25 protein-coding genes are annotated in these 25,632 nt (G+C 61.2%); 17 read left to right on the top strand and 8 right to left on the bottom strand.

Features of this window, described 5'->3' with window-relative positions:
* Positions 1 to 22: 22 nt before the first annotated feature.
* Positions 23 to 967 (bottom strand): choline sulfate utilization transcriptional regulator, encoded by a 945-nt coding sequence (locus AC19YR_RS12440; RefSeq protein ID WP_500598656.1) that lies wholly within the window; start codon positions 965 to 967, stop codon positions 23 to 25.
* 114 nt (positions 968 to 1,081) lie between these two features.
* Between AC19YR_RS12440 and betC the strand changes: the two genes are divergently transcribed.
* From betC to AC19YR_RS12425, 3 genes are all read left to right on the top strand, one after another.
* Entirely contained in the window at positions 1,082 to 2,596 is a 1,515-nt protein-coding gene (betC, locus tag AC19YR_RS12435) for a choline-sulfatase (protein ID WP_095110226.1), read from the top strand.
* A gap of 15 nt (positions 2,597 to 2,611) precedes the next feature.
* On the top strand, positions 2,612 to 3,532 hold the full coding sequence (gene choX / locus AC19YR_RS12430) for a choline ABC transporter substrate-binding protein (RefSeq protein ID WP_095110223.1): 921 nt from the start codon (positions 2,612 to 2,614) through the stop codon (positions 3,530 to 3,532).
* A 239-nt stretch (positions 3,533 to 3,771) separates the two neighbouring features.
* Complete coding sequence (locus AC19YR_RS12425) at positions 3,772 to 5,340, top strand: SulP family inorganic anion transporter (protein WP_500598654.1); 1,569 nt, start codon at positions 3,772 to 3,774, stop codon at positions 5,338 to 5,340.
* A gap of 132 nt (positions 5,341 to 5,472) precedes the next feature.
* Here the strand turns inward: AC19YR_RS12425 and aroE are convergent, their stop codons facing one another.
* Complete coding sequence (gene aroE, locus AC19YR_RS12420) at positions 5,473 to 6,294, bottom strand: shikimate dehydrogenase (RefSeq protein ID WP_095110217.1); 822 nt, start codon at positions 6,292 to 6,294, stop codon at positions 5,473 to 5,475.
* A gap of 15 nt (positions 6,295 to 6,309) precedes the next feature.
* Positions 6,310 to 7,218, bottom strand: a complete 909-nt coding sequence (gene hemF / locus AC19YR_RS12415; protein ID WP_500598652.1) for an oxygen-dependent coproporphyrinogen oxidase — start codon at positions 7,216 to 7,218, stop codon at positions 6,310 to 6,312.
* Positions 7,219 to 7,384: 166 nt separating this feature from the next.
* Here hemF and AC19YR_RS12410 point away from each other — a divergent pair, with 166 nt between their 5' ends.
* Positions 7,385 to 8,362 carry an NADPH:quinone reductase gene (locus tag AC19YR_RS12410; protein ID WP_500598650.1) on the top strand — a complete coding sequence of 326 codons (978 nt, stop codon included), beginning with the start codon at positions 7,385 to 7,387 and terminating at the stop codon, positions 8,360 to 8,362.
* Positions 8,363 to 8,387: 25 nt separating this feature from the next.
* Here the strand turns inward: AC19YR_RS12410 and tsaC are convergent, their stop codons facing one another.
* Positions 8,388 to 8,945, bottom strand: coding sequence for an L-threonylcarbamoyladenylate synthase type 1 TsaC (gene tsaC / locus AC19YR_RS12405; RefSeq protein ID WP_095110211.1), 558 nt, complete (start codon positions 8,943 to 8,945; stop codon positions 8,388 to 8,390).
* 55 nt (positions 8,946 to 9,000) lie between these two features.
* Positions 9,001 to 10,101: a DNA-processing protein DprA gene (dprA, locus tag AC19YR_RS12400; RefSeq protein ID WP_500598648.1), complete on the bottom strand. Its 1,101-nt coding sequence runs from the start codon at positions 10,099 to 10,101 to the stop codon at positions 9,001 to 9,003.
* Positions 10,102 to 10,384: 283 nt separating this feature from the next.
* Between dprA and def the strand changes: the two genes are divergently transcribed.
* The 5 genes from def (at position 10,385) to AC19YR_RS12375 (ending at position 14,985) form a co-directional block, all read left to right on the top strand.
* A complete protein-coding gene (gene def, locus AC19YR_RS12395) occupies positions 10,385 to 10,891 on the top strand; it encodes a peptide deformylase (RefSeq protein ID WP_095110206.1) in 507 nt (168 codons plus the stop codon).
* Positions 10,892 to 10,960: 69 nt separating this feature from the next.
* Positions 10,961 to 11,920 carry a methionyl-tRNA formyltransferase gene (gene fmt, locus AC19YR_RS12390; RefSeq protein WP_500598646.1) on the top strand — a complete coding sequence of 320 codons (960 nt, stop codon included), beginning with the start codon at positions 10,961 to 10,963 and terminating at the stop codon, positions 11,918 to 11,920.
* Positions 11,917 to 13,242, top strand: a complete 1,326-nt coding sequence (gene rsmB / locus AC19YR_RS12385) for a 16S rRNA (cytosine(967)-C(5))-methyltransferase RsmB (RefSeq protein ID WP_095110203.1) — start codon at positions 11,917 to 11,919, stop codon at positions 13,240 to 13,242. The genes fmt and rsmB overlap by 4 nt, the downstream gene beginning before the upstream one ends.
* 21 nt (positions 13,243 to 13,263) lie before the next feature.
* Positions 13,264 to 14,637 carry a Trk system potassium transporter TrkA gene (gene trkA, locus AC19YR_RS12380; protein ID WP_095110201.1) on the top strand — a complete coding sequence of 458 codons (1,374 nt, stop codon included), beginning with the start codon at positions 13,264 to 13,266 and terminating at the stop codon, positions 14,635 to 14,637.
* Between the two features lie 33 nt (positions 14,638 to 14,670).
* Positions 14,671 to 14,985, top strand: coding sequence for a tetratricopeptide repeat protein (locus AC19YR_RS12375; RefSeq protein ID WP_095110199.1), 315 nt, complete (start codon positions 14,671 to 14,673; stop codon positions 14,983 to 14,985).
* Between the two features lie 9 nt (positions 14,986 to 14,994).
* On the opposite strand, the gene AC19YR_RS12370 is transcribed toward AC19YR_RS12375, so the two are convergent.
* The 3 genes from AC19YR_RS12370 to AC19YR_RS12360 form a co-directional block, all read right to left on the bottom strand.
* Positions 14,995 to 15,234 carry a pilus assembly protein PilZ gene (locus tag AC19YR_RS12370; RefSeq protein ID WP_095110197.1) on the bottom strand — a complete coding sequence of 80 codons (240 nt, stop codon included), beginning with the start codon at positions 15,232 to 15,234 and terminating at the stop codon, positions 14,995 to 14,997.
* Between the two features lie 75 nt (positions 15,235 to 15,309).
* Positions 15,310 to 16,197: a lysophospholipid acyltransferase gene (locus AC19YR_RS12365; RefSeq protein WP_500598643.1), complete on the bottom strand. Its 888-nt coding sequence runs from the start codon at positions 16,195 to 16,197 to the stop codon at positions 15,310 to 15,312.
* Between the two features lie 42 nt (positions 16,198 to 16,239).
* Positions 16,240 to 16,797 carry a DNA-3-methyladenine glycosylase I gene (locus tag AC19YR_RS12360; RefSeq protein ID WP_500598641.1) on the bottom strand — a complete coding sequence of 186 codons (558 nt, stop codon included), beginning with the start codon at positions 16,795 to 16,797 and terminating at the stop codon, positions 16,240 to 16,242.
* Positions 16,798 to 16,877: 80 nt separating this feature from the next.
* On the opposite strand from AC19YR_RS12360, the gene glyQ reads away from it, so the two are divergent.
* From glyQ to AC19YR_RS12320, 8 genes are all read left to right on the top strand, one after another.
* Positions 16,878 to 17,831, top strand: a complete 954-nt coding sequence (gene glyQ / locus AC19YR_RS12355; RefSeq protein WP_003213601.1) for a glycine--tRNA ligase subunit alpha — start codon at positions 16,878 to 16,880, stop codon at positions 17,829 to 17,831.
* The gene (gene glyS / locus AC19YR_RS12350; protein ID WP_095110191.1) at positions 17,828 to 19,882 is read left to right on the top strand and encodes a glycine--tRNA ligase subunit beta; all 2,055 of its coding nucleotides are present in this window, start codon (positions 17,828 to 17,830) and stop codon (positions 19,880 to 19,882) included. The genes glyQ and glyS overlap by 4 nt, the downstream gene beginning before the upstream one ends.
* Positions 19,883 to 19,904: 22 nt before the next feature.
* Positions 19,905 to 20,426, top strand: coding sequence for a D-glycero-beta-D-manno-heptose 1,7-bisphosphate 7-phosphatase (gmhB, locus tag AC19YR_RS12345; protein ID WP_500598714.1), 522 nt, complete (start codon positions 19,905 to 19,907; stop codon positions 20,424 to 20,426).
* Between the two features lie 81 nt (positions 20,427 to 20,507).
* A complete protein-coding gene (locus AC19YR_RS12340; RefSeq protein WP_500598640.1) occupies positions 20,508 to 21,278 on the top strand; it encodes a lysophospholipid acyltransferase family protein in 771 nt (256 codons plus the stop codon).
* 558 nt (positions 21,279 to 21,836) lie between these two features.
* Positions 21,837 to 22,889, top strand: coding sequence for a glycosyltransferase family 2 protein (locus AC19YR_RS12335; RefSeq protein ID WP_500598638.1), 1,053 nt, complete (start codon positions 21,837 to 21,839; stop codon positions 22,887 to 22,889).
* A gap of 82 nt (positions 22,890 to 22,971) precedes the next feature.
* Positions 22,972 to 23,985, top strand: coding sequence for a glycosyltransferase (locus AC19YR_RS12330; protein WP_500598637.1), 1,014 nt, complete (start codon positions 22,972 to 22,974; stop codon positions 23,983 to 23,985).
* On the top strand, positions 23,985 to 25,139 hold the full coding sequence (locus tag AC19YR_RS12325; protein WP_500598636.1) for an FAD-dependent oxidoreductase: 1,155 nt from the start codon (positions 23,985 to 23,987) through the stop codon (positions 25,137 to 25,139). Before AC19YR_RS12330 ends, AC19YR_RS12325 begins: the two co-directional genes overlap by 1 nt.
* 3 nt (positions 25,140 to 25,142) lie before the next feature.
* Positions 25,143 to 25,523: a hypothetical protein gene (locus AC19YR_RS12320; protein ID WP_500598634.1), complete on the top strand. Its 381-nt coding sequence runs from the start codon at positions 25,143 to 25,145 to the stop codon at positions 25,521 to 25,523.
* The last annotated feature ends 109 nt before the right edge of the window (positions 25,524 to 25,632 follow it).

Here is a 25,632-nt window from a genome sequence, read left to right as displayed (position 1 = left end):
GATTTTTTACCCAGCCGCCACGCTACACCGCGATAGCCGGCAGGGCCATCCCCGCCAGGGTGTCGGCGCGGTGCTCGGCCATCAGCCAATCGACAAAGCTCTGGATCAGCGCCCCGCGCCGTTTACGGGCCGGCAGCACCACGTGGTAGCCAAACCCCGAGGCGGCACTTTCGGCAATCGGCCGGCACAGCAGACCTTGGGCCAGCAAGTTATCCACCAGGTGACGCCAGCCAATGGCCACGCCCTGGCCACCAATCGCAGCCTGGATCAGCAGCGTGTAGTTGTCGAAACGCAATTGCCCAGGCGCCGGCGCGGCGTGCAGGCCCAAGGCGCGAAACACCCCGGCCCAGTCGAACCAATGGCTGCTGGCTTCACCGCGCAAGTGCAGCAGCGGCAGGTCGGTGAGGCTAGCGGCCGGCAAGGGCAGGGCGCGGCCCTTGAGCAGCAGCGGGCTGCACACCGGAAACACTTCTTCGTTGAACAGCCAATGGCTGTCGCCCTGCTTGAAGCGGCCGTCGCCAAACCACACGGCCACGTCGATGTCGGGGCGCAGCATGGTGTGGTTGCGCTCGCTGGTCACCAGGCTCACGTCCACCTGGGGGTAGGCGGCGTGAAAGCGGTGCAGGCGCGGCATCAGCCAATAGGCGGCAAAGGCAAAGTCGGTGGCCACTTGCAGCACTTCATGCTGGCCCTGATTGCCGATAGCCAGCAAACCAGTGTCGATGTGCTGCAACCCGGCCTGCACGTGCTCCAGCAGCAGCGCGCCGGCCTCGGTCAGTTCGATGCCGCGGTAGATGCGGTCGAACAGGCGCGTGGCCAACTGTTCTTCGAGCCGTTTGATCTGCTGGCTGATGGCCGGTTGGGTGGTGCCCAGCTCCACCGCCGCCGCGGTAAAACTGCGCTGGCGCGCTGCGGCCTCAAAGGCGCGCAGCAGGTCCAGGGACAAATCGCCAAGGGCTTCATACATAAGCTGTGCTTATCCTAGTCATTGCCTTGCGTGGGCTTTACCGCTCAGTGCGCGGGCTACATTCTCGGCCCCAGCACTTTCGCATAACTGTCGACTATGGAATGCCGCGAACCCATGAAGCGCAAGAACATTCTTTTCATCATGGCCGATCAAATGGCCGCGCCCATGCTGCCCTTCTACGGGCCATCGCCCATCAAGCTGCCGAATTTGAGCCGCCTCGCCGCCCAGGGTGTGGTGTTCGACGCCGCGTACTGCAACAGCCCCCTGTGCGCGCCGTCGCGCTTTACCCTGGTCAGCGGCCAGTTGCCGAGCAAGATCGGCGCCTACGACAACGCGGCGGATTTCCCCGCCGATGTACCGACCTATGCCCACTACCTGCGGCGCCTGGGCTACCGCACGGCGCTGTCGGGCAAGATGCACTTTTGCGGCCCCGACCAGTTGCACGGCTACGAACAGCGCCTCACCAGCGACATTTACCCGGCCGACTACGGCTGGGCGGTGAACTGGGACGAGCCGGATGTGCGCCCCACCTGGTACCACAACATGGCCTCGGTGCTGCAGGCCGGCCCGTGCGTGCGCACCAACCAACTGGATTTCGACGAAGAGGTGCTGTTCAAGGCGCGCCAGTATTTGTACGACCATGTGCGCGAGGCCGGCGACCAGCCGTTTTGCCTGACGGTGTCGATGACCCACCCCCACGACCCGTACACCATCCCCAAGGCGTATTGGGATTTGTACCGCGACGATGAAATCCCACTGCCGCACACGCCCCCTCAGGCAGCGCAAGACCCTCATTCCCAACGCTTGCTCAAGGTTTACGACCTGTGGGACAAGCCGCTGCCTGTGGATAAGATCCGCGACGCGCGCCGTGCCTATTTTGGTGCGTGCAGCTATATCGACGACAACGTCGGCAAACTCCTGCAAACCCTCGACGAAACCGGGCTGTTGGACGACACCCTGATTGTCTTCTCGGGCGACCATGGCGACATGCTCGGCGAGCGCGGGCTTTGGTACAAAATGCACTGGTTCGAGATGGCCGCCCGCGTGCCGCTGCTGGTGTGGGCGCCGGGGCAATTCGCGGCGGGGCGGGTGCGGGCGGCGGTATCGACTGCCGACCTGCTGCCCACCCTGGTGGAGTTGGCCGGGGGCGAGGTGGCGCCGGGGCTGGCGTTGGATGGCCGCTCGCTGGTGCCGCATTTGCAGGGCGGCAGCGGGCACGACGAGGTGTTCGGCGAGTACATGGCCGAAGGCACCGTGAGCCCGCTGATGATGATCCGCCGGGGCGCCTACAAGTTCATCTACAGCGAGGACGACCCGTGCTTGCTGTTCGACGTGCACAACGACCCCCAGGAACAGGAAGAACTCAGCCAATCGCCGCCACATCGCCCGCTTTTCGACGCTTTTCTCGCCGAGGCGCGGGCCAAGTGGAACATCCCCGCCATCACCGCCCAGGTGCTGGCCAGCCAGCGCCGCCGCCGCTTCGTGGCCCAGGCATTGGCCGTGGGCCAACTCAAGAGCTGGGACCACCAGCCGCTGGTAGACGCCAGCCAGCAGTACATGCGCAACCACATCGACCTCGATGACCTGGAGCGCAAGGCACGTTATCCACAACCCTGCCCACTCCAATAACGTAAGGGGATGCACATGCAAAGGTTATCCACAGGACTGCTGGCCGGGTTGCTGGCCTTGGGCTGCGCGGCGGCCCAGGCCGAACCGGGCTGCGAGACGGTGAAAATGGCCGACCCGGGCTGGAGCGACATCGCCGCCACCAATGCCCTCACTGGGTTTGTGCTCGAAGGCATGGGCTACAAGCCCAGGGTCGATACCCTGGCGGTGCCGATCATTTTCGGCGGCCTCAAGGACGGCCAGGTGGATGTGTTCCTGGGCAACTGGATGCCGGCGCAGCAGGGCTTTTACGACAAGTTCGTGGCCTCGGGCGAGGTCACCCAACTGGCGAAAAACCTGGACGGCACCGAGTTCACCCTGGCCGTACCCGACTATGTGTGGGAGGCCGGCGTGCAGGATTTTGCCGACCTCAATCGGTTTGCCGAGCGCTTTGGCAGCAAGCTCTATGGCATCGGCGCCGGCGCCCCGGCCAACTTGTCGCTGCAAGAGATCATCAAGAAAAACGATTACGACCTGGGCCGCTGGAAACTGGTGGAATCCAGCGAGCAGGCGATGCTGGCCGAGGTAGGGCGGGCAGTGAAGCGCCAGCGCTTCGTGGCCTTTCTGGGCTGGACGCCGCACCCGATGAACGTGCAACTGAACATGCGCTACCTCAAGGGCGGCGAAAAGTACTTTGGCGCCACCGGCAGCGTCCACACCCTGACCCGCAAGGGTTATGCCCAGGCCTGCCCGAACGTGGCCAGGTTGCTGAACAACCTGACATTCACCCAGGCCATGGAAAACAGCATCATGGCCGCCGTGGCCAACGACAAAACCAGCAACGGCGCCGCGGCCAAGGCCTGGCTCCAGGCCAACCCGGCGGTGCTGGACGCATGGCTGGAGGGGGTGAAAACCCTGGATGGGCAGGAGGCGTTGGCGGCGGTTAAGGCCAGGCTTTAATGCCTGGTTTTTGCTTGGCGGTTTTTTCTGTGGGGCAGGTTCTGTGGGAGCGAGCCTGCTCGCGATGGCGGCAGTACAGCCAGCAACCATGACGGCAGGTATACCGCTATCGCGAGCAGGCTCGCTCCCACAGCGCTCTCCCATAGCGCTTTCCCACAGGGTTGGGCTCCTTAGGGTCCGCCCCCCGTCAACCCGCCACCTGATACTCTTTGGCCACCTCCCCCCACCTTCGAGGCCCCATGGCTGTGCCCACTCGCCATCAGTTGTTTCCCTTCCTCGCCTGGCTGCCGCGCCAGACCCGCGCCAGCGTGGGCCGCGACGCTATCGTCGGGTTGAGCGGGGCGATCCTGGCGTTGCCGCAGTCGATCGCCTATGCGCTGATCGCCGGCCTGCCGCCGGAATACGGTTTGTACGCGGCGATCGTGCCGGTGTTGATCGCCTGTTTGTGGGGCTCGTCGTGGCATTTGATCTGCGGGCCGACGGCGGCGATTTCCATCGTGCTGTACGCCAGTGTCAGCCCCTTGGCGGTGCCGGGGACGCAGGACTACGTGACCCTGATCCTGTTGCTGACCCTGCTGGCGGGCATTTTCCAGTGGCTGCTGGGGATGTTGCGCTTCGGCGCGCTGGTGAATTTCGTCTCCCATGCCGTGGTGCTGGGCTTCACCCTCGGCGCGGCGGTGGTGATTGCCCTGGGGCAGTTGCCCAACCTGTTGGGGCTGGAGGTGCCGAACCAGGCGACCGCGATCAACAGCCTGCTGGCGCTGCTGCGCGAGGCTGGGCACATCGACCGCCCGTCGCTGGCCCTGGGCCTGCTGACCCTGGCCCTGGGCATCGGCCTCAAGCGTTTGCTGCCGCGCTGGCCGACGCTGCTGCTGAGCCTGGTGGCCAGCAGCCTGCTGGTGTGGCTGTGGCCGGGGCTGTTTGGCCATGTGCAACGGGTCAGCGGGTTTGTCGGGCGCTTGCCGCCGTTCAGCGCTTTGCCGTTGGACCTGGACTTGATCCTGCGCCTGCTGCCCAGCGCGGTGGCGGTGGGCATGCTGGGGCTGGTCACCAGCCTGTCGATTGCCCGTTCGATCGCCGCACGTTCCCAGCAACTTCTCGACGCTAACCAGGAAGTTCGTGCCCAGGGCTTGTCCAATATCGTCGGTGGGTTTTTCTCCGGCTCGTTGTCGGCTGGCTCCTTCACCCGCTCCGGGTTGAGCTACGAGGCGGGTGCCTGCTCGCCGCTGGCCGGGGTGTTTTCGGCGCTGTGGGTGGCGCTGTTCGCCGTGGCCGGGGCAGGGTTGATCGCCCATATACCGCTGCCGAGCATGGCAGCGAGCATTGTGCTTATCAGTTGGGGGCTGGTGGATGTGCGCGGCATTCGCGCACTGCTGCGGGTCAGCCGCGCGGAGTTCGTGGTGATGCTGCTGACCTGCCTGGCGACCCTGTTGCTGGAGCTGCAAACGGCGATTTACGCCGGGGTGCTGGCGTCGCTGTTTTTCTACCTCAAGCGCACGTCGCAGCCACGGGTGCAGCAGTTGCGCGAGGGCGAGGACGATGTGCTGCGGGTCGGCGGGTCGATTTTTTTCGGCGCCAGCCATTACCTGCAAGTGCGCCTGCAACGCTTGCACGGCGCGCGGGTGGTGATCGACGCGCAGCAGATCAACTTTATCGACTACTCAGGGGTGGAGATGCTCCACCAGGAAGCGCGGCGCCTATTGCAGCAGGGCCGCAGCCTGACCCTGCGCCGCGCAAGGCCGCAGGTGGTGGAGGAATTGATGAAGCTGCAAGGGCCGCAGAAATGCCCGATTCGGTTTGAGGACTGAGGGGTTTCTTGCTATGGGAGCCAGCCTCTGTGGGAGCGAGCCTGCCCGCGATGGCGGTGGGTCAGAAAAGGTGATGTCGGCTGACACTGCGCCATCGCGAGCGGGCTCGCTCCCACCAGGAGAGGTGAAGCCCTATAGCGCCAACCCCTGCCGCAACTGCGCCAACACCGGCGCCGTGTCCGGGCGCACGCCGCGCCACAGGTAGAAGGCTTCGCCGGCCTGTTCGACGAGCATGCCCAGGCCATCGAGCGACAGCGCCGCACCGTGTTCGCTGGCCCAGCGGCAGAACGGGGTCGGGGCCTGGCTGTACATCATGTCGTAGCACACCGTGTGGCCCGGTTCGATCAGGCTGCTGGCAATCGGCGGCAGGTCGCCCGCGAGGCTGGCGGAGGTGGCGTTGATAATCACGTCCACCGATTCGTGCAGCCAATCGAAACCGCTGGCCGACACCGGCCCCAGGTCGGCGAAGAGTTCGGCCAGCAGTTCGGCTTTTTCTACGGTGCGGTTGGCGATTATCAGCGACGAGGGCTGCTCGCCCAGCAACGGCTCCAACGCCCCACGCACCGCGCCGCCCGCGCCCAGCAGCAGCACGCGCTTGCCCTTGAGGCTGACCCCGGCATTGACCGTGAGGTCGCGCACCAGGCCCGCGCCGTCGGTGTTGTCGCCCAGCAGTGTGCCGTCGTCGAGTTTGCTTAAGGTGTTGACCGCACCGGCCCGCAGGGCGCGCTCGGTGAGGCGGGTGGCCAGGCGATAGGCCTGTTCCTTGAAGGGCACTGTGACGTTGGCGCCGCGCCCCTCGCGGAAAAATTCCCGGGCGCAGTGGGCGAAATCGTCGAGCGGCGCCAGCAGCGTGTCGTAGGCCAGTTGCTGACCGGTCTGCTGGGCAAACAGGCGATGGATCAGCGGCGATTTGCTATGGGCAATCGGGTTACCGAAAACGACGTAGTGATCCATCGGGCATCTCCTCGGTCAGGCCAGCCAGTCGCGGTCTTGCAGGAAGTAGTCGGTCAGGCGCGCTTCTTCGCTGCCAGGCTCGGGTTTCCAGTCGTAGCTCCAGCGCACTTGCGGCGGCAACGACATGAGGATCGACTCGGTACGCCCGCCCGATTGCAGGCCAAACAGGGTGCCACGGTCGTAGACCAGGTTGAACTCCACGTAACGGCCGCGGCGCAACTCCTGGAATTGGCGCTGCTGCTCGCTGTAGGCCTGGGCCTTGCGGCGCTGGACGATGGGCAGGTAGGCGGCGATGTAGGCGTCGCCGATGGCGCGCATGAAGGCGAAGCAGGTGTCGAAATCCCACTCGTTCAGGTCATCGAAAAACAGGCCGCCGATGCCCCGCGGTTCGTTGCGGTGCTTGAGGTGGAAGTAGCTGTCGCACCAGGCCTTGTAGCGCGGGTAGACATCGGCGCCGAACGGCGCGCAGGCCTGTTCGGCCACGCGGTGCCAGTGCACGCAGTCTTCGTCGTTGCCGTAGTAGGGGGTCAGGTCGAAGCCGCCGCCGAACCACCACACCGGTTCTTCGCCTTCTTTTTCTGCGATGAAAAAGCGCACGTTGGCGTGGGACGTTGGCACATAGGGGTTGTGCGGGTGGATCACCAGGGACACCCCCAGCGCCTCGAAGCCACGGCCGGCCAGCTCGGGCCGATGGGCGCTGGCGGACGGCGGCAGGCCGCTGCCGAATACGTGGGAAAAGTTGACGCCGCCCTTCTCGATCACCGCGCCGTTTTCGATCACTCGCGTGCGACCGCCGCCGCCGGCGGGCCGGGTCCAGGCGTCTTCGACGAAACGGGTGCCACCGTCCTCGGTTTCCAGGGCGGCACAAATGCGGTCTTGCAGGTCGAGCAGGTAGGCTTTTACGGCCTCGGTGCGGGTAGTCATGGCATCACCTTGAATCGGGCAAAGCTACACGGCGCTTCGTATGGAGCCTGAGGCCGGCGCAAATGGGCGCGTAGCATACCACTGCGCTCGCGTGCGCCGCAGTTGACGAAGATCAAGCTTAGGAGTCCGATAGGAGCCTTTGCCAACCGACCCGAGGACAGTGCAGATGGCCAAGCGTATTGAGTTCCGTGCCCATGGCGGCCCCGACGTATTGGAGTACGTGGACTACTCAGCGGCCGCGCCCGGCCCCCAGCAAGTGCAAGTGCGCAACAAGGCCATTGGCCTGAACTTCATCGACACCTATTTTCGCAGTGGCTTGTACGCGCCGCCGGCCTTGCCCTCGGGCCTGGGCGCCGAGGGCGCCGGGGTGGTGGAGGCGGTGGGCAGCGAAGTGACCCGGTTCAAGGTGGGCGACCGCGTGGCGTACGGCAGCGGCCCGTTGGGCGCCTACAGCGACCTGCATGTGCTGCCGGCGAACAACCTGGTGCATCTGCCCGAGGCCATCAGCTTCGAGCAAGCGGCGGCGGTGATGCTCAAAGGCCTGACGGTGCAGTACCTGTTGCGCCAGACCTATGCCCTCCAGGGCGGCGAAACCATCCTGTTCCACGCTGCGGCCGGTGGCGTGGGTTCGCTGGCGTGCCAGTGGGCCAAGGCCCTGGGCGTGAAGCTGATCGGCACCGTCAGCTCGCCCGAAAAAGCGGCGCTGGCCAAATCCCTCGGCGCCTGGGCGACCATCGACTACAGCCGCGAAGACGTCGCACAGCGTGTACTGGAACTGACGGACGGGAAAAAGTGCGACGTGGTGTACGACGGCGTCGGCAAGGACACCTGGCTGACGTCCCTGGACAGCGTGGTGCCACGGGGCTTGGTGGTGAGTTTCGGCAATGCGTCGGGCGCGGTGGAAGGGGTGAACCTGGGGATCCTCGCGGCCAAGGGCTCGCTGTACGTGACCCGGCCGACCCTGGCGACTTACGCCAACACCGCCGAAACACTGCAAACCATGGCCGATGAGCTGTTCGCCATGGTCACCAGCGGCAAGCTGAAGGTAGACATCAGCCAGCGATACCCACTGGCCGAAGCGGCCAAGGCGCAGACCGAGCTGTCGGCGCGGCGCACCACGGGGTCGACGATTCTGTTGCCTTGAGGGCGCTATCGCGAGCGGGCAGTCCCTAACCCGCCCGCACCACTTGGCCGGTGGCCAGGTCGCGGATCACGCTGGGGTTCTTGCGCCCGCCCAGGCGCCCGCCCAGCACCAGGTCCAGTTGCCCGCGAAAATACTGCTCCACCCGCAACCGGGTACGCGCCGCCGGGCGGCCCTGAGGGTTGGCCGAAGTGGACACCAACGGCCCGACCAGCGAGCACAAATCGCGCACTTGCGGGTGGTCGCTGACGCGTAGGGCCACGGTTTCGTGTACGCCGGTGATCCACTGCGGCAGCATCCCGCGGTGGGGCACCAGCCAGGTGTTGGGCCCCGGCCAGGTGCTGGCCATGCGGTCGATCCACAGGTCGGGGAAGTCTTCGAACAAAAAGTCGAACTGGCGGATGTTGTCCGCCACCAGGATCAGGCCTTTTTCCACCGAACGGCCCTTGAGCATCAGCAAGCGCTCGACCGCGTCGAGGTTCCACGGGTCGCAACCCAGGCCCCACACGGCTTCGGTTGGATAGGCAATCACCGCCCCGGCGCGAATTTCTCGTGCGGCCTCTTGCACACGCCAACTATTGACCATCGCTGAGTCTCCAAAATGAAAGCTGCGCGCAGTTTACCGATCTTCCCGGTAAAGCCTAGCGCGCCAGCCAGCGCGCGCCTTCGCAAACGGCGCGGCCGTCCATCTCCAGCTCTGTCAGGGCCGCCAGCACCTTGGGCAAGGCCCAGCCACTGGCGGCGGCCAGGGCTTCGCTGGTGTGGGGCGCGGCGTGCAGCAGCGCCAGCAACGGGTGATCGCTCGGCGCCGGCGCCGCCTCGCAGGAGGGCGGTAGCTGCTGCCAGCCGCGCAGGGCTTCGAGCACGTGCTCGATGGTTTCCACCAGCACCGCGCCATCGCGGATCAACTGATGGCAACCCCGCGCTCCGGGGTGGTGGATGGAGCCGGGAATGGCATAGACCTCGCGGCCCTGTTCCGCCGCCAGCCGCGCGGTAATCAGCGAACCGCTGGCCACGCTGGCTTCCACCACCAGCACGCCGAGGGACAACCCGCTGATGATGCGGTTGCGCCGCGGGAAGTTGGCGGCGTTGGGCGCGGTCTCCAAGGGGAACTCGGACACCACTGCGCTACCGCCGTCGATCATGGCTTGCGCGAGGGTGCGATTGCGCTGTGGATAAAAATTTTCCAGGCCCGTGCCCAGCACGCCGATAGTCTGCCCGCCCACGTCCAGCGCGCCCTGGTGCGCCGCGCCGTCGATGCCCAGGGCCAGGCCGCTGGTAATGACAAAACCGGCGCCGGCCAGGCTGCGGGAAAACGTAGCGGCGGTGTCCATGCCCGGGCGCGACGCGCGGCGGCTGCCGACCATCGCCAACTGCGGTTTTTCCAGAATCTGCGGCGCGCCTGCGACGAACAACAGCGGCGGCGCATCGTCAATTTCCGCCAGCAGCGCGGGGTAGCCGGGCTGGTCCCACATCAGCAAATGCTGGCCCGGGCGCTCCAGCCAGGCCAATGCGTGGCTGGCGCCGTCGCGCACTTGGGGGTTGCGCCGGGCATCGCTACAGGCCGCCGGCAACCCCAAGGCGCGCCAGGCACTGGCCGGTGCGCTGAGGGCTTTGGAGGCCGAACCGAAGGCTTGCAGCAGCGTGTAAAAACGCCGCGGGCCGAGCTCCGGCAGGCGATGCAGGCGCAGGCGCGCCTCGAGTTCGGCAGGGGATAGAACGGTGGGAGCAGGTGTGGGCATCGGATCATCCTTGATCGATATAAGTCCCTTCGGAAAAGGAACAAGCTGTGGATAAGTCTGTTGGTAACTTGTTGAGAATCTGTGATTTCACCGGCCTTTTCAGGCCCTTCGCAGCGCCCATACGGCGACTGCTCGTTTCAACATCGGGGGAATCCCTTTATTATGTGCGTTCGCGCCCAACGCCTGAGCCCGCGTGGCTCGCTCCCCCAGGAGCGCGTTGGGCACCGGTCGCCCGTCAGGCCGCCGATTTCGCCCTTACTTCACACGTGCAGCAATTACGCTTATGGCCATTTTGAACATCCTCGAATTTCCCGACTCGCGCCTGCGCACTGTCGCCAAACCGGTGGCCGTAGTGGACGCCGAGGTGCGCCAGTTGGTCGATGACATGTTTGAAACAATGTATGAGGCCCCCGGCATCGGCCTGGCCGCCACCCAGGTCAACGTGCATAAGCGCGTGGTGGTCATGGACCTGTCCGAAGATCGCAGCGCGCCCCAGGTGTTCATCAACCCTGAGTTCGAGCCGCTGACCGAAGAAATGGGCGAGTATCAGGAAGGCTGCCTGTCGGTGCCGGAGTTCTACGAGAACGTCGAGCGCCCGTTGCGCGTCAAGATCAAAGCCCTGGACCGCGACGGCAAGCCGTTCGAGCAGATTGCCGAAGGTCTGCTGGCGGTGTGTATCCAGCATGAGTGCGATCACCTCAACGGCAAGTTGTTCGTCGATTACCTGTCCACGCTCAAACGCGACCGGATCAAGAAGAAGCTGGAAAAGAAACATCGCCAGCAAGCTTGATCCCCTTCTTTCAAAGGCTTGCTGCAGCAAGCCTTTTTCTTTTTCGCGTGTTTTCAACCGAGAACTTTCATGACTGAGCCACTGCGCATTGTCTTTGCCGGCACCCCCGAATTTGCCGCCGAACACCTCAAGGCCCTGCTCGACAGCCCTTACCAGATCGTGGCCGTGTACACCCAGCCCGACCGCCCGGCCGGCCGCGGGCAAAAACTGGCGCCCAGCCCGGTCAAGCAACTGGCCCTGGAACACAACATCGCCGTGCTACAACCGCCAACCCTGCGCAACGCCGAGGCCCAAGCCGAACTGGCGGCCCTCAAGCCCGACCTGCTGGTGGTGGTGGCCTACGGCCTGATCTTGCCGCAAGCGGTGCTGGATATTCCGCGCCTGGGCTGCATCAACAGCCACGCCTCGCTGCTGCCACGCTGGCGCGGGGCGGCGCCGATCCAGCGCGCCGTGCAAGCCGGCGATGCCGAAAGCGGCGTGACCGTGATGCGCATGGAACTGGGCCTGGACACCGGGCCGATGCTGCTTAAGGTCGCCACGCCCATCAGCGCCACCGACACCGGCGGCAGCCTGCATGACCGCCTCGCGCAAATCGGCCCGCCCGCCGTGCTGCAAGCCATCGCCGGGCTCGCTGCTGGCACCCTGCAAGGCGAAGTGCAGGACGACGCCCTCGCCACCTACGCCCACAAGTTGAACAAAGACGAAGCGCGTATCGACTGGAGCCGCCCAGCGCTGGAGTTGGAGCGCTTGGTGCGGGCCTTCTACCCGTGGCCGATCTGCCACAGCACGCTCAACGGCGAAGCGCTGAAAGTGCTCGCCGCCAGCCTGGCCGACGGCCACGGCGCACCGGGCGAGATTCTCGCCGCCAGCAAGGATGGCCTGGTGGTGGCCTGTGGCGAGCAGGCGCTGTGCCTGACCCGTCTGCAATTGCCCGGCGGCAAGGCGCTGAACTTCAGCGATTTGTTCAACAGCCGCCGTGAGAAGTTCGCCCTGGGCACCGTCCTCGGCCACGCGGCAGATGCCCAATGAACCCGCGTCTGGCCGCCGCCAAGGCCCTGGCCGCCGTGCTCAGCGGCAAGGCCTCGCTCAACAGTTCGCTGCCGACCCAGTTGGATAAGGTGCAAGACCGCGACCGTGGTTTCACCCAGGACCTGGCCTTCGGCACCGCCCGCTGGCAGCCGCGGTTGTCGGCGCTGGCAGCCACGTTGCTGCAAAAACCCTTCAAGGCTGCCGATGCCGACGTCGAGGCGTTGTTGCTGGTGGGCCTGTACCAGTTGCTCTACAGCCGCGTGCCGGCCCACGCCGCCATCGGTGAAACCGTGGGTTGCGCCGACAAGCTGAAAAAGCCCTGGGCCAAGGCCCTACTCAACGCCGTGTTGCGCCGCGCCCAGCGCGAAAGCGAGGCGCTGTTGGCCGAGCTGGAGCACGACCCGGTGGTGCGCACCGCCCACCCGCGCTGGTTGCAAAAATCCCTCAAGGCCTTCTGGCCTCAGCAATGGGAAGCCATCTGCGCGGCGAACAACGCCCACCCGCCGATGATTCTGCGGGTCAACCGCCGCCATCATGGCCGCGACGCGTACCTCGGTTTGCTCAGCGCCGCAGGCGTGGCCGCCAAGGCGTGCGTGTTCAGCCAGGACGGCATCATCCTCGACGAGCCAAGTGACGTGCGCCAGTTGCCCGGTTTTGCCGAAGGCTGGATCAGCGTGCAGGACGAAGCCGCGCAACTGGCCGCCGACCTGCTCGACCTGGCCCCCGGCCAGCGCGTGCTCGACGCCTGCTGCGCGCCGGGCGGCAAGACGTGCCACATCCTGGAAGTCGAACCGGCCCTGGCCGGCGTGGTGGCCGTGGACCTGGAAGCCAAGCGCCTGGTGCGCGTGCGGGAAAACCTCGCGCGCCTGGGCCTGAGCGCCGAGTTGATCGCCGCCGATGGCCGCGACACCGCCGCGTGGTGGGACGGCAAGCCGTTCCAGCGCATCCTGCTGGACGCGCCGTGCTCGGCCACCGGGGTGATCCGCCGCCACCCGGACATCAAACTGACCCGCCAACCCGACGACATCGCCGCCCTCGCGGTGCTGCAAGGCGAGTTGCTCGACGCCCTGTGGCCGACCCTGGAGGTGGGCGGGGTGCTGCTCTACGCCACGTGCTCCACCTTGCCGACGGAAAACACCGAGGTTATCCAGGCGTTCTTGCAACGCACCCCGGGCGCACGGGAGTTGGACATCGCCGGCCAACTGGGGCAGCCTGCCGCCGGCATCAAACAGCCCCACGGGCGCCAGTTGCTGGCGCAAGAGGGCGGGCATGACGGTTTCTACTACGCCAAGCTAATCAAGATCGCCGCCGCGCGCGGTTAACGGTTTTAAGGGAGTGAGCGGATGAAAATCATCATCCTCGGCGCAGGGCAGGTGGGCGGTTCGCTGGCAGAACACTTGGCCAGCGAAGCCAATGACATCACGGTGGTCGATACCGACGGCGAACGCCTGCGCGACCTCGGTGATCGCCTGGACATCCGCACGGTGCAGGGCCGCGGCTCGCTGCCGACCGTGCTGCGCCAGGCCGGCGCCGACGACGCCGACATGCTGGTGGCCGTGACCAACAGCGATGAAACCAACATGGTCGCCTGCCAGGTCGCCCACACGCTGTTCCACACCCCGACCAAAATTGCCCGCGTGCGCGAAGCGTCCTACCTGACCCGCGCCGACCTGTTCGACAACGACGCGATCCCGGTGGACGTGCTCATCAGCCCCGAGCAAGTGGTCACCAACTACATCAAGCGCCTGATCGAGCACCCCGGCGCCCTGCAAGTCATCAACTTCGCCGAGGGCAAGGCCCAACTGGTAGCGGTCAAGGCCTACTACGGCGGGCCGCTGGTGGGCCAGCAACTGCGCCAGTTACGCGAGCACATGCCGAATGTGGAGACGCGAGTCGCAGCTATTTTCCGACGCGACCGGCCGATCCTGCCCCAGGGCGATACGGTGATCGAAGCGGACGACGAAGTATTTTTCATCGCCGCCAAAGCGCACATTCGCGCGGTGATGAGCGAAATGCGCCGCCTCGATGAAAGCTACAAGCGCATCGTGATCGCCGGCGGTGGGCAGATCGGCGAACGCTTGGCCGAAGCCATCGAAAGCCGCTACCAAGTGAAGATCATCGAGATGAACCCGGCGCGCTGCCGCTACCTCTCCGATACCCTGGACAGCACCGTGGTACTGCAAGGCAGCGCTTCGGACCGCGACCTGCTGTTGGAAGAAAACATCGCCGAAGCCGATATTTTCCTGGCGCTAACCAACGATGACGAAGCCAACATCATGTCTTCGCTGCTGGCCAAACGCCTGGGCGCGCGCAAGGTGATGACCATCATCAACAACCCGGCCTATGTCGACCTGATCCAGGGCGGCGATATCGATATCGCCATCAGCCCGCAATTGGCCACCATCGGCACCTTGCTCACCCACGTGCGCCGCGGCGATATCGTCAGCGTGCACTCGCTGCGCCGCGGCGCCGCGGAGGCCATCGAGGCGATTGCCCACGGCGACTCCAAGTCGAGCAAGGTAGTCGGCAAGGCCATCGAGAACATCGGCCTGCCGCCGGGCACCACCATCGGCGCGATCATCCGCGACGAGGAAGTCATCATCGCCCACGACGACACGGTGATCGAAGCGGGCGACCACGTGATCCTGTTTCTTGTGGATAAAAAGCACATCCGCGATGTGGAAAAACTGTTCCACGTGGGGTTGAGCTTCTTCTAACCCCTTTGGCCTACCTCAAGAAGGAATCCATCCATGCTCGATTCCCTGGAAAAAATGCTCGCCAAGGGTGTGGATAACGCCCTGCTGCGCTTCGGCCTGGGCAAGGGCTACCTGGACCTGGGCGACAACGCCCGCGCAGCCGAGCACTTCACCCGTTGCGTAGCTTTTGACCCTAAGTATTCGGCAGCCTGGAAGCTGTTGGGCAAGGCGCACCTGGGCCTGGCCGACCGCGCCGGCGCACGGCACGCCTGGGAGCAGGGGCTGGAAGCGGCCCGCAGCCATGGCGACAAGCAGGCAGAAAAGGAAATGAGCGTGTTTTTGAAGAAGCTCGACCGCCAGGCGCAATGACCGCGGCGGCTACAGGTAGCGCAACGCGATCCCTTCGGCATCGACTTGCACCACTTCCATGCGCACCCGCGGCGCCACCACGGGCAGGCCTTGCACCTGGCCGTAGACCACCGCGCCCTTGCTCAGCCCCGCCAGGGCCGGGTGTTTGACGTACACCCCGCTGGCGGAAAGGTGGCGGGTCTGGCCCAGGCATTCGCCGAAGCTTTCATGCTGGATCTTGATGCGAAAGGATTTGCGTAGATCGGACATCTGTTGCGCCCTTATTGAACCTTTGCGTTGTGGATAACCCTGCAAGAAGGTTATCCACAGATCGTGCCAATGCACTCAGTACCAGCGAGCCTCGCCCGGTGGGCGCTTCTTGAAGCGCTTCATGCTCCACATGTATTGGCTTGGGTAAGCCGCCACATACTTCTCCACGACCTGGCTCATGGCCGCGCAAGACGTTTGGGTATCGGTGCTGTACATGGCCTCTGGCGCAGCTTCGAGGATCACTTTGTAGCCCGAACCGTCCGGCAGGCGCAGGGCATGCAGGAACACGCCCACGGCTTTGCCGCCGGCGAGCATGTTGGGCACGAACTTGCTGGTCAGGGCCTGGGTGGCGAAAAACGGCACGAAGATACCGGCGGATTCGGCCGGTTCCGGGTCAGCCGGGATGCCCACTGCACCACCTTTGCGCACTTCCTTTATGACACTGAGGATGCCTTCTTTGGTCGATGCCGCGACGCGGTTGCCCAGTTGCACGCGTTGCTTGCGCAGCAGCTCGTCCACAGCTTTGAGCTTGGGCGGGCGGTAGAAAATAATCGGTTTGCATTGGCTGCAATAGAAGTGGTTGAGCACTTCCCAGTTGCCCAGGTGGCTGGTGATGCCGACCACGCCTTTGCCCGAGGCCAGGGCCTCCTTGAGCACCTCCAGGCCTTCGACTTCGCGCACCAGATCGATGGAGCGCTGCGCCGGCCAGATCCACGCGCAGGCGCTTTCGGTCAGCGACTTGCCGATGTCCCTCAGGCTGCGCCCGACCAATTGCTCGCGCTCGGCGGGGTCCATGTCGGGGAAGCACTTGCTCAGGTTAATGCGCACCACGTCGCGCGAACGGTTCGGGGTTTTCCACATCACCCAGCCAATGGCCGCGCCCACCGCTTGCACGGCCCGCCACGGCAGCAGGGCAAACAACCGCAGAGCGCCTACCAGCAAGGCGCCTTTCAACTTATCCACAGGTCACTCCTGATCTCATGTGCTGTGTGCGAACCGCGCATTCTAACTGCGTGCGGCCAAGGGCGCGTAGCGATCACAGTCAACGGTGTGGTCCATGACCATGCCCGAGGCCTGCATCAGCGCATAACAGATGGTCGGGCCAACGAAGGTGAAGCCGGCCTTTTTCAGGCCCCGGCTCATGGCTTCGGCTTCGGGGGTAACCGCGGGGACTTCGCTGCGGTCCTTGAAGTGGTTGATTTTCGGCTGCCCACCGACGAACGACCACAGCAGCGCCACCGGGTCGTCCTGGGCCAGCCACGCCTGGGCGTTGCGCCGGGCGGCGTTGAGCTTCAGGCGATTGCGGATGATCCCGGGGTCGAGCATCAATTGCTCGATTTCGGCGTCGCTCATCTGCGCCACGCGCTGCACATCAAAGCCGAACAGGACCTGGCGATAATGTTCGCGTTTGCGCAAAACCGTGATCCAGGACAACCCGGCCTGGAACCCTTCGAGCAATAACAACTCGAACAGACGCTGCGCATCGCGTAGCGGCACGCCCCACTCCTGATCGTGATAAGCCATGTAAAGCGGATCTTGTGAGCACCAAAAGCAGCGTGGCATAAGGCTCCAGGGGGCGTGCGCGCAAATGAATCGGGTATACTCCCGCTCTTTAAATCGCAGCCCAAGAAACAGGTGAATTTGTGAGCCAGCCTACGCCAGCCGTGCGTACCTTCCAAGACTTGATCCTCGCGCTCCAGCAATACTGGGCCGAGCAAGGTTGTGTGGTACTTCAGCCCTACGATATGGAAGTAGGCGCCGGCACTTTTCATACCGCCACGTTCCTGCGCGCCATCGGCCCGGAAACCTGGAACGCCGCTTATGTGCAGCCCAGTCGTCGCCCGACTGACGGCCGCTACGGCGAAAACCCGAACCGTCTGCAGCACTACTATCAGTTCCAGGTTGTCCTGAAGCCGAACCCGGACAACTTCCAGGAGCTGTACCTGGGCTCGCTCAAGCACGTGGGCCTGGACCCGCTGGTGCACGACATCCGCTTCGTCGAAGACAACTGGGAATCGCCGACCCTGGGCGCCTGGGGCCTGGGCTGGGAAGTCTGGCTCAACGGCATGGAAGTCACCCAGTTCACCTACTTCCAGCAAGCGGGCGGCATCGAGTGCTACCCGGTGACCGGCGAAATCACCTACGGCCTCGAACGCCTGGCCATGTACCTGCAAGGCGTGGACTCGGTCTACGACCTGGTCTGGGCCGATGGCCCGTTCGGCAAGGTGACCTACGGCGACGTGTTCCACCAGAACGAAGTGGAGCAATCGACCTACAACTTCGAGCACGCCAACGTCGAGAAACTGTTCGAGCTGTTCGACTTCTATGAAAGCGAAGCCAAGCGCCTGATCGAACTCGACCAGCCGCTGCCGTTGCCCAGCTATGAAATGGTGTTGAAGGCGTCCCACACCTTCAACCTGCTGGACGCGCGCCGGGCGATCTCGGTGACCGCGCGCCAGCAATACATCCTGCGAGTGCGCACCCTGGCGCGTTCCGTCGCCCAAGCCTACCTGCTGGCCCGCGCCAAGCTGGGCTTCCCGATGGCAACCCCGGACCTGCGTGATGAAGTGTTGGCTAAGCTGGAGGCTGCACAATGAGTGCTCAAGATTTTCTGGTTGAACTGGGCACCGAAGAACTGCCACCCAAAGCCCTGAATACCCTGGCCGAAGCGTTCCTCGCCGGTATCGACAAAGGCCTGCAGGCCGCGGGCCTGGGCTATGAAGCCAAGCAGGTCTACGCCGCGCCGCGCCGCTTGGCCGTGCTGATTACCGCGCTCGCCACCCAGCAGCCGGACCGCAGCATCAACCTCGACGGCCCGCCCCGCCAGGCCGCGTTCGATGCCGAAGGCAACCCGACCCAAGCCGCCCTTGGCTTTGCCAAGAAATGTGGCGTGGAGCTGAGCGAAATCGACCAGAGCGGCGCGAAACTGCGCTTCAGCCAGGTCATCAAGGGCAAGCCAACCGCCAGCCTGCTGCCGACCATCGTCGAAGACTCCCTCAACGACCTGCCGATTCCCAAGCGTATGCGCTGGGGCGCGCGCAAAGAAGAATTCGTACGCCCAACCCAATGGCTGGTGATGCTGCTCGGTGACCAGGTCATCGACTGCACCATCCTGGCGCAAAAGGCCGGCCGCGATTCCCGTGGGCACCGCTTCCACCACCCGGACAGCGTGCGCATCACCTCGCCAGCCAACTACCTGAACGACTTGCGCGCCGCCTATGTACTGGCCGACGCCAACGAGCGCCGCGCCATCATCAGCCAGCGCACCGCAGAACTGGCCACCCGCCAGGAAGGCACCGCGATCGTGCCACCAGCGCTGCTCGACGAAGTGACCGCCCTGGTGGAATGGCCCGTGCCGCTGGTGTGCTCGTTCGAGGAACGCTTCCTCGACGTGCCCCAGGAAGCCCTGATTACCACCATGCAGGACAACCAGAAGTACTTCTGCCTGCTGGACGCTGATGGCAAGTTGCTGCCGCGCTTTATCACCGTAGCCAACATCGAAAGCAAAGACCCACAGCAGATCATCGACGGTAACGAGAAAGTGGTTCGCCCACGCCTCACCGACGCCGAGTTCTTCTTCAAGCAAGACAAGAAGCAAAAACTCGAAGCCTTCAACCTGCGCCTGCAAAACGTGGTGTTCCAGGAAAAACTGGGCAGCGTCTACGACAAGGCCGAGCGTGTTTCCAAGCTGGCGGCGCACATCGCCACCCGCATCGGCGGCGACGCCACCCGCGCGGCCCGTGCCGGCCTACTGTCCAAGTGCGACCTGGCCACCGAAATGGTCGGCGAGTTCCCGGAAATGCAAGGCGTGGCCGGCTACTACTACGCCCTCAACGATGGTGAGCCGCAAGACGTCGCCCTGGCCCTGAACGAGCAGTACATGCCCCGTGGCGCCGGCGCCGAACTGCCGAGCACCCTCACCGGCGCGGCCGTGGCGATTGCCGACAAGCTCGACACCCTGGTAGGGATCTTCGGCATCGGCATGCTGCCCACCGGCAGCAAAGACCCCTACGCCCTGCGCCGTGCCGCCCTCGGCGTGCTGCGCATCCTGATCGACAAGAAACTCGACCTCGACCTGACCGACGCCGTGGCCTTCGCGGTCAATGCGTTCGGCGCCAAGGTCAAGGCCGCGGGCCTGGCCGATCTGGTGCTGGAATTCATCTTCGACCGCTTGCGCGCTCGCTATGAAGACGAAGGCGTGGACGTTGCCACCTACCTCTCGGTGCGCGCCCTGAAACCCGGCTCGGCCCTGGACTTCGACCAGCGTGTGCAAGCGGTGCAGGCCTTCCGCCAACTGCCGGAAGCGGCAGCGCTGGCGGCGGTGAACAAGCGGGTATCGAACTTGCTGAGCAAGGTTGAAGGCAATATCCCAACCACCGTTGAAGCCAAATACTTCGACAACGCCAACGAGTTCTCCCTGTACTCGGCCATCCAGCAAGCCGACCAGGCTGTGCAACCGATGGCGGCGGCGCGTCAGTACCGCGAGTCCCTCGCACGCCTGGCAGCCCTGCGTGAACCCGTTGACGCTTTCTTCGAAGCGGTAATGGTCAACGCCGAAGATGCCAACGTGCGGGCCAACCGCTACGCGCTGTTGGCACGTCTGCGCGGCCTGTTCCTGGGCGTTGCCGACATTTCGCTGCTGGGCTAAGGAGTCGCCGTTGAAACTGCTGATGCTCGATCGGGACGGGGTCATCAACTATGACAGCGACGCTTACATCAAGTCGGTCGAGGAGTGGACTCCACTGCCCGGCTCGGTCGAAGCCATCGCGCAGTTGAGCAAGGCCGGATGGACGGTGGCCGTCGCCACCAACCAGTCCGGCATTGCTCGCGGCTACTACGACATCGCCACGCTGGACGCCATGCACCAGCGCCTGCGCGCCCTGGTGGCGGAGCAGGGGGGTGAGCTGGGCCTGATCGTCTACTGCCCCCATGGCCCCGATGAAGGCTGCGATTGCCGCAAACCCAAACCCGGCCTGCTGAAAACCATCGCGGCTCATTACCAGGTGGAATTGGCCCGTGTCTGGTTCGTGGGCGACAGCATCAGTGACCTGGAGGCAGCCAAAGCCGTCGACTGTCAGCCAGTTTTGGTAAAAACCGGTAAAGGCGAAAAGACTCTGGGCAAAACCCTACCGGTGGGCACCTTGATTTTTGACGATCTGGCGGCGATTGCCGCTGAACTTATCCACAACTAGGGTTCTTCTGACGTCCTGACCAGGGAATGTTCGGGAGTGCGCTTGAACAGGCGGGCAATGCCCGCAACGGTAAATGTCGCTATGTCGATCTTGCAGGCAATCAGGACCTTCTTCTTTTACCTGCTGCTGGGCACCAGCTCCTTGCTCTGGTGCAGCCTGAGCTTTTTCATCGCGCCTTTTCTGCCTTTCAAGGCCCGCTATCGCTTCATCAACGTCTATTGGTGCCGTTGTGCGCTGTGGCTGAGCAAGGTCTTTCTCGACATCCGCTTTGAAGTCAAAGGCGCCGAGAACGTCCCTGCACAACCCTGCGTCATCCTGTCGAACCACCAAAGCACCTGGGAGACGTTCTTTCTCTCCGCCTATTTCCAGCCCTTGAGCCAAGTCCTCAAGCGCGAACTGCTGTTCGTGCCCTTCTTCGGCTGGGCCATGGCCATGCTGCGCCCGATCGCCATCGACCGCGACAACCCCAAGGCCGCCCTCAAGCACGTCGCCAAAAAAGGCGATGAACTGCTCAAGGACGGCGTCTGGGTCCTGATCTTCCCCGAAGGCACCCGCGTCCCCTTCGGCCAGGTCGGCAAATTCTCCCGAGGCGGCACCGCCCTGGCCGTCAACGCCGACCTGCCCGTCCTGCCCATTGCCCACAACGCCGGCAAATTCTGGCCAAAAACCGGTTGGGCGAAAAAAGCCGGCGTCATCACCGTCGTCATCGGCGAACCCATGCACGCCAACGGCACCGGCCCCCGCGCCATCGCCGAACTCAACGACCGCGCCGCCGCTTGGAACGAACAAACCCAACGCGACATGGGCTCCCTGCCGCCGAGCATGGCTGAAGTGGAAAAAGTGGCTGTTTAAACTCTGTGGATAAACTGTGGGCTGTTCTATGGGTGAGAGAGCCAGCCATACGTATTACATTGATTTTTATGTATATTTCTTAAGAGCATAAACCTCATGGAGAGGTGCATAAGTTTTTAAACAGCTCAATGGCACTATGACCAGTGAACACCTGTGTTTAGCACTGGGCCGGGCCACCACGCAGCAGATCACCCCGTAGAGCTTTTTACTACAACATATCTTTTACTTAAAAGGAGCGGGTGTTGAGCCGCAGCAAACCAGTAGCACTGTTCATTTGCCTGAGGTAGCAGCACATTAAGATTACGATCCAAATGCAATTCACGAAGCAGTTGTCGGACTGAGTATCCCGACCAACTTCCCGGCATACTTACCTGGAAAATTTACTATCATTCAGCCACTATTCTGATACCAGTCAGAGAGCGATCCTCCCCCCAAGACATAGCGCTTCGAAAAGCACACTTTTTTCAATGAACACACTGGTTTTTTGTGGTATTTTCATAAAGTTGCGGCATCGCATAGATGCTAAACACTGGGCCGGGCGAGCCTAGTGCACCTATTTTGAGTACAGCCATCCATTGGGATGGCGCTCAGAGAGTATCTTCTGTGGCAAATAGTACATTTGATAATTTTATACTTAAATCAAATAAAAAGCCTTTGGCCCCCCCTCGGGAACCAGAAAGTGGCTTACCTCAAATAACCATATTAATGTGCACCTATAATGGTGAACATTTTTTGGCTGAGCAATTAGAGTCTTTCAATTATCAAACACACACTTCATGGAACTTGATTGTTTCTGATGATGGCTCTCGAGACAATACGCTAAATATCCTCAAGTGCCATCAACAAAAGCTTGATAAAGACAGGCTTAAAATCGTTCCTGGGCCCCAACAAAACTTTGTCAGGAATTTTTTATCTCTTTGCTGCCGCGTTGATATAGAAGCAGATTTCTATGCCTGGGCAGATCAAGACGACATCTGGAATGAAGATAAGCTTCAAGTAGCCTCAAATTGGTTGAGCACGATTCCCAAGCAACTGCCGGCCCTTTATTGCAGCAGAACACAGCTGATTGATGAGTCAAACAACTTGATTGGATTTTCACCAAAATTTAGTCGCCCACCTAGCTTTGCCAATGCCCTAGTGCAAAATATTGGTGGTGGAAACACCATGGTGTTTAATCATACTGCAAAGCTGTTACTCCAAGAAGCCGGAGACAAATTAGATATTCCAACTCACGACTGGTGGGCATATCAATTAATTACAGGTGCTGGCGGAGTGATACATTATGACGAATCTCCGCACCTACTGTATCGGCAGCACAGTAGCAATCTGATAGGTAGCAATTCTGGCTGGCTAGCAAGATTTCAGCGCCTACGCGGCACGCTTCGAGGTGATTTCAAAGCTTGGAGCAGGAAAAACATCGAAGCGCTGGATAGTGTCCGTCACTTGCTTACCCTAGAAAACCAATTAATACTGGATAACTTTAAACATGCATGCAACCAAAAATCATGGAACGTAGTGTGGAGCCTTAGGAAAGCAGGTGTGTATAGGCAAACATGGCTTGGAAACTTAAGCCTCATATTGGCCTGCTTGGCCAAGGAAGGTAGACGTTGACATGAACCCCGACTAGAAATACTTGCTGCCAAACTATCATCGACTAACTTAACATGACAACTCAACGATCAGGATAATTAAAGTGCCATTTTTGTCTGTAGTTTTCATCGTTCGAAATCAGTCGGACACAATTGAAAGTATACTGTCCGATGCCACCACTGTTATCTCGAACCTGGTCAGCGATTATGAGTTAATCATTGTTGATAATGCTTCAGAAGACAATAGTATTTCAGTAATGAAACGTCTGACAGGCGAGAGTGGCTTTGCTAATCTACAGGTTTATGCTCTGACTAAGGAAGTAGATACTGATACCGCCTCTTGGGTGGGGCTAGAGAATGCGCTAGGCGACTTTGTGGCCGTCATCGATCCTCTAATAGACGACATCAACTTTCTGCCAGAGTTATTGGATCAAGCAGTGCGTGGCTCTGACGTGGTTTTTGCAAATAATGAACAAAAACCAGCTCGCAGCCTCGCCTATCGCGCAGCCTTCGCTCTTTTCAACGGTTTATATAGTTGGTTCAACGGCGTCCATCTTGCTAAAGAAGCACCTCAGTATCGCATTCTCAGCAAAAGGGTCATTAACTTTATTCTTCAGCACCCTCAACCATCCATGACATATCGCCACCTTCCCGCGACCGGGGGTTTTGCTCGCTCATACTTGAACTACAGCTCTAAACCTAAGGCCTCGCAGCAAAAACGCTTAGGAGAGAGCATTGATCGTGGCATGCGGCTACTCGTTTCAACCACCCGCGCACCTATGCGACTGGTCACATCTCTTTCTCTCTTCGGGGCAGTAGCCAATTTGATCTATAGCGTTTACGTTGTTGCAATCGGCCTTTTGAAAGCCGACGTTGCCCCTGGCTGGATCAGTTTTTCACTCCAACAATCTGGTATGTTTTTCTTGATTTCACTTGTACTGCTTGTGTTGGGCGAATACATTCTCAATATGGCCAGTCTATCAAATGAAGGCCCGCTCTATCATGTTGGCCAAGAGTTTACGAGTGCCCGCATGACACGCCGTGAAAAACTCAATATTGAAGAGGTGGCTCCAACTAAAATAATGCCTCCAATCTCACCTACAGATCAGGCGTCATGATGAGAAAGTCCAGTCCACAACAAGAAGCAATCATCATCGGCGGTGGATTTTACGGCGCAGCGATTGCTATCTATCTTGCTAAGCAACGCGGACTGAAACACATTGTACTTATCGAGCGTGAACCAGCGCTAATGATGCGTGCCTCTTATAATAACCAAGCGCGAGTTCATAACGGATATCATTATCCACGTAGTTTTACAACCGCGTACCGAAGCCGTATAAATTTGCCTAGGTTCGTTCGTGACTGGCCACAAGTAGTTAAGCAAGACTTTGTTAAGTTATATGCAATCGCACGGAGAAACTCAAAAGTAACAGCGAAACAGTTTCAACGATTTTGCCGTGATATTGGTGCAAGCATTCTCCCAGCGGACCCTGCCTTACGAGCGCTTTTTGAACCGCGCCTAATTGAAGACGTGTTCTTGGTGGAAGAGTATGCCTTCGATACGACAAAACTTTCCCGTTGGGCTGAAAGGGAATTGAGGGAAAGTGGTGTTGAAATTCGCTATGAGTCCCGCGTAGTAGAGATATCAAGAGGCGCAGAAGCGCCCCTTGAAATCATCACAGAATCCAAATTTGGAGTAAGGGATTCCATTTCCTGCAGTTTTGTTTTCAATTGTACCTACAGTGGTCTAAACCAGTTCAAGGGAGAATTTTCCGGAGTAAAAGCTGAGCTGAAACAAGAGATAACTGAAATGGCGCTTATGCAAATGCCATCAGCTCTGAATGGCCTGGGGATAACCGTGATGGATGGACCTTTTTTTTCGTTAATGCCGTTTCCGGCTAGGGGCCTGCATACCCTATCTCATGTTCGCTATACACCGCATTTGAATTGGAACGACGTAGAAGGCCTTGATCCTTACGAGAAACTCAAGCAGTACGATCGCGCCACACGTGTTGATCGTATGGTTAGAGATGTGGCCAGGTATATTCCGTCGTTGCACAGCGCCACATATACCGATTCTCTATTCGAAGTAAAAACGGTGCTCGTAAAAAATGAAGGCGACGATGGACGTCCAATTTTTTTTGAAAAACATCAAAACTTGCCAGGATGCTATTCAATTCTAGGCGGAAAAATCGACAATATTTATGATGTCCTTGAAACGCTAGACACGGAAGACTTATCTGTTAAGCCAACCAGGGATATGCAGGAGTAAAATATGAGCAATGCACTTATCGGTTTCTCCGGATTTGTTGGTTCTACTCTTCTGAAGCAAGCGCCGTTCGACGCGCTCTTTCGTTCAACCAACATTGACAAGATTGATGGCCAAACATTCCAGACGGTCGTCTGCGCAGGGGCCCCGGCACAGAAATGGATCGCCAATCGAGACCCGGAAGGCGATCAGCAAAAAATTGACGAGCTAATTGCTCACCTTTCCACAATTAAGTGCCGAACATTCGTACTAATCAGCACGGTTGATGTATTCAAAACTGTTCTCGGAGTGGATGAAGACACTCCAGTCGAAGAAGAAGAACTTCACGCCTACGGTCTGAATCGCCGTCGTTTGGAAAAATTTATAGAAGGCGGCGGCAAAAACTGAGTGCAACACCTGACCTTTCCGGTACGGTGCTGCCCCTATGTCCTATTCCGAACTCAGCGTTGAAGAACGCGCCACCATTCAAATCGGCAATGCCCAAGGCTTCAGCCTG

Source organism: Pseudomonas sp. MF08817 (assembly GCF_059862705.1).
The sequence above is the reverse complement of the archived record's forward strand: the minus strand, read 5'-3'. Positions and strand labels throughout refer to the sequence as shown.

Coding starts and splice junctions, on each gene's coding strand:
- AC19YR_RS12440 (WP_500598656.1), bottom strand. CDS start 967: ATGTATGAAGCCCTTGGCGATTTGTCCCTGGACCTGCTGCGCGCCTTT.
- betC (WP_095110226.1), top strand. CDS start 1,082: ATGAAGCGCAAGAACATTCTTTTCATCATGGCCGATCAAATGGCCGCG.
- choX (WP_095110223.1), top strand. CDS start 2,612: ATGCAAAGGTTATCCACAGGACTGCTGGCCGGGTTGCTGGCCTTGGGC.
- AC19YR_RS12425 (WP_500598654.1), top strand. CDS start 3,772: ATGGCTGTGCCCACTCGCCATCAGTTGTTTCCCTTCCTCGCCTGGCTG.
- aroE (WP_095110217.1), bottom strand. CDS start 6,294: ATGGATCACTACGTCGTTTTCGGTAACCCGATTGCCCATAGCAAATCG.
- hemF (WP_500598652.1), bottom strand. CDS start 7,218: ATGACTACCCGCACCGAGGCCGTAAAAGCCTACCTGCTCGACCTGCAA.
- AC19YR_RS12410 (WP_500598650.1), top strand. CDS start 7,385: ATGGCCAAGCGTATTGAGTTCCGTGCCCATGGCGGCCCCGACGTATTG.
- tsaC (WP_095110211.1), bottom strand. CDS start 8,945: ATGGTCAATAGTTGGCGTGTGCAAGAGGCCGCACGAGAAATTCGCGCC.
- dprA (WP_500598648.1), bottom strand. CDS start 10,101: ATGCCCACACCTGCTCCCACCGTTCTATCCCCTGCCGAACTCGAGGCG.
- def (WP_095110206.1), top strand. CDS start 10,385: ATGGCCATTTTGAACATCCTCGAATTTCCCGACTCGCGCCTGCGCACT.
- fmt (WP_500598646.1), top strand. CDS start 10,961: ATGACTGAGCCACTGCGCATTGTCTTTGCCGGCACCCCCGAATTTGCC.
- rsmB (WP_095110203.1), top strand. CDS start 11,917: ATGAACCCGCGTCTGGCCGCCGCCAAGGCCCTGGCCGCCGTGCTCAGC.
- trkA (WP_095110201.1), top strand. CDS start 13,264: ATGAAAATCATCATCCTCGGCGCAGGGCAGGTGGGCGGTTCGCTGGCA.
- AC19YR_RS12375 (WP_095110199.1), top strand. CDS start 14,671: ATGCTCGATTCCCTGGAAAAAATGCTCGCCAAGGGTGTGGATAACGCC.
- AC19YR_RS12370 (WP_095110197.1), bottom strand. CDS start 15,234: ATGTCCGATCTACGCAAATCCTTTCGCATCAAGATCCAGCATGAAAGC.
- AC19YR_RS12360 (WP_500598641.1), bottom strand. CDS start 16,797: ATGCCACGCTGCTTTTGGTGCTCACAAGATCCGCTTTACATGGCTTAT.
- glyS (WP_095110191.1), top strand. CDS start 17,828: ATGAGTGCTCAAGATTTTCTGGTTGAACTGGGCACCGAAGAACTGCCA.
- gmhB (WP_500598714.1), top strand. CDS start 19,905: ATGCTCGATCGGGACGGGGTCATCAACTATGACAGCGACGCTTACATC.
- AC19YR_RS12340 (WP_500598640.1), top strand. CDS start 20,508: ATGTCGATCTTGCAGGCAATCAGGACCTTCTTCTTTTACCTGCTGCTG.
- AC19YR_RS12325 (WP_500598636.1), top strand. CDS start 23,985: ATGAGAAAGTCCAGTCCACAACAAGAAGCAATCATCATCGGCGGTGGA.
- AC19YR_RS12320 (WP_500598634.1), top strand. CDS start 25,143: ATGAGCAATGCACTTATCGGTTTCTCCGGATTTGTTGGTTCTACTCTT.